The organism is Streptomyces katrae, assembly GCF_000966975.1.
Taxonomy (GTDB): Bacteria; Actinomycetota; Actinomycetes; order Streptomycetales; family Streptomycetaceae; genus Streptomyces; species Streptomyces katrae.
In genome coordinates, this window is sequence record NZ_JZWV01001517.1 from 1 (window position 1) to 2,357 (window position 2,357).

The window sequence follows — 2,357 nt, forward strand, 5'->3', positions numbered from 1 at the left end:
GTCGGGAGCGGGGGCGGGCGGCAAGGTGGCTGGGGTGGCCGTTCTAGGGGTGGGGCAGGCAGGCGATGGCGCAGAGGTCGCGGGCGGGGCCGACGGGGCGCTGCCCGGCGGGCCAGACGGCGCGCAGGCGGCGCCGGATGCGCAGTCCGGACACGGTGACGGCGGTCAGGGTTCCGGCCGCCAGGTCGTGGGCGACGGCCAGCGAGCTCATCACGGCGGGTCCCACTCCGCCCATGGCGGCGTTCTTGATCGCGGTCGTGGAGGCGAGTTCCAGCAGGGGTGCGGGCCTCCAGCCGGGTGCGTGAGCCCTCACGGCATGCTCGAAGGCGGTGCGGGCGCCTGATCCCTGCTCGCGTTGGATCAGCTCGGCGGACACCAGCTCCTCGATCGTGATCGCCGAACGGCCGGCCCAGGCGTGCCGGGGCGCGACCACAACCAGCAGTTCGTCCTGCGCCACCGTTCTGCCGGCCAGCCCCTTGGGGACCCGCGGGCTCTCTATGAAGCCGATCGGGAACCTGCCTTCGAGGACGGCCGCCGCCACCTGCGCCGAGTTGCCCGCGTCCAGCGCCACGGCGAGGCCGGGGGTCCGCAGCCGTAGGTCCTTGAGCCAGCGCGGGAAGAGGTACTCCACGACCGTCTGGCTGGCGACCACGCTCATCTGCGAGCTGTTCCGGTCGCGCAGGGTCGCCAGGGCAGCGTCCATGCCTTGGGCGGCCTCGATCACCTCCCGTGCCAGTGTCGCCACCAGCGTCCCGGCGGGCGTGGGCCGGGAGCCCAGGGCGGAGCGTTGCAGTACCGGCACGCCGACCAGCTGTTCCAGGTATCGGATGCGGGAGCTCGCCGACGGCTGGGTGATGTTGTGGGCCTGAGCGGCCCGGCCGAGGCTGCCGAGCTCGATGACGCTGAGGAGGAGGTCGAGGGCGGGGAGGTCGGGTACTCGGGGCGAGATGCGCATGAAGGGTGCCTCCTCGTCGGTGTGGGTTCGCCCGGCGCGGGAGGGCGCGGGCCGGTCGTGGCCTCGTCTGAACGGGTGGCCGTGCGGCCCGGCGCTCGGCGGCCCCGTGGTGCTCGGCGGTTCCGGCAGGGGCCTGTGGGCAGGGGGCGCGCCGCTGTCTGTTGGGGACAGGCGCAGGCGCTGCTCCATCCGGTGCCCTTACAGCTAGCCATGACTCATCCGGATAGGTCAAATCCAGATGCATGACGTGGGCGCCAACTGGATATGACACGTCCGGATCACTACGGTGGCGGGAATGGCGGCTGAGCAGCAGAATCCGGAGACAACGCGGGCCCACGGCGGGCTCCCGGACCTCACGGGTCCGCTTCCGCCGCCGCCCCTGCTGGACCTGGTGCGGGCCCGGGGAGCCTGGGTGCGTGAGGAGCTCGCCCACGGCACCTTCGAGGCCTGGCACTTCTTCCCCCACGGATCGGCGGGCTCCGCCCCCACCCACGTGTTCATCCAGCCGGTCGCGAGCGGGGACCCCGCCGCTGTCGCGCGAGGGGTGACCACGACGGTCTTGCGCGAGCTGCGGCCGGCCGGTGCCGCCGAAGCCGCACGCCGGGGGCACCGGAGGGGGAACGCCGAGAGATATCCGCTCGCAGAGCGCGTGGAAGAGCTCCTGCGGACCTCAGACCGCCCCACCGAGGCATACCTCGCGGCGGTCGCCCTTCGTTACGAGCGCCTGGCGGATGCCGGCAACCGCTCCCCCGTACGCAGCCTGGTGGACATCACCGGCCTGCCGCTCGGAACCGTCAAGTCACACATCCAGCTCGCCAGGAAGAAGGGTCTGCTGGAAGCGGTAGGCGCGAAGGCGGGCGGGCGAGCGACCAGAAGGGCACACGCCGTCGTGGCGGCGGCGGAGGCTGGAGCTGGAGACGGTAGCGGCTGACGGTCCCCAGCCGCCGCCGTGCCGTAGCTCCGGAAAACTCGTCCCGCATCCACCAGCACCTTTCCTGACGACGGCCACGTCCGGCCCGGCCGGCCGGGCCACCTCTTCCCCGTTCCCCGAACGTCCCGGGGCTCAGCATCGCCGCCGCGGCACCCCCTGCCCAGGGGGGACGGACCGATGTGTCCATAGCCCTGTCCTATGGGAGCGGCACGGTCGGGCCGACCGTGTTTCCGGCCTGCACAGGCCTGGTCTATGGGTCCATCGGGTCGACGGCCCTACTGCGGGACGGCCTTCCGGACCGAGGGTGAGCGCAAGCGAACCGCACCAGGTAGGGACGAAGAAGTGAACGTGAAGCACATGGCCGTGGCCACCGCGGTCGCAGCGGTGGCACCGATGGCTCTAGGGGCCGCCCCCTCGCCCGCGGCCGAGCGGTCCGACACCGGGGCGAGCGTGCCGGAGGGCCCGGCGGCC

General features: G+C 72.8%; 2 protein-coding genes. One reads left to right on the plus strand and one right to left on the minus strand.

Going from position 1 to position 2,357, the window contains the following annotated elements:
* Positions 1 to 43 precede the first annotated feature (43 nt).
* A complete protein-coding gene (locus VR44_RS38815; RefSeq protein WP_045952394.1) occupies positions 44 to 955 on the minus strand; it encodes a LysR family transcriptional regulator in 912 nt (303 codons plus the stop codon).
* A 295-nt stretch (positions 956 to 1,250) separates the two neighbouring features.
* On the opposite strand from VR44_RS38815, the gene VR44_RS38820 reads away from it, so the two are divergent.
* Positions 1,251 to 1,886, plus strand: a complete 636-nt coding sequence (locus VR44_RS38820; RefSeq protein WP_045952395.1) for a hypothetical protein — start codon at positions 1,251 to 1,253, stop codon at positions 1,884 to 1,886.
* Positions 1,887 to 2,357 lie beyond the last annotated feature (471 nt).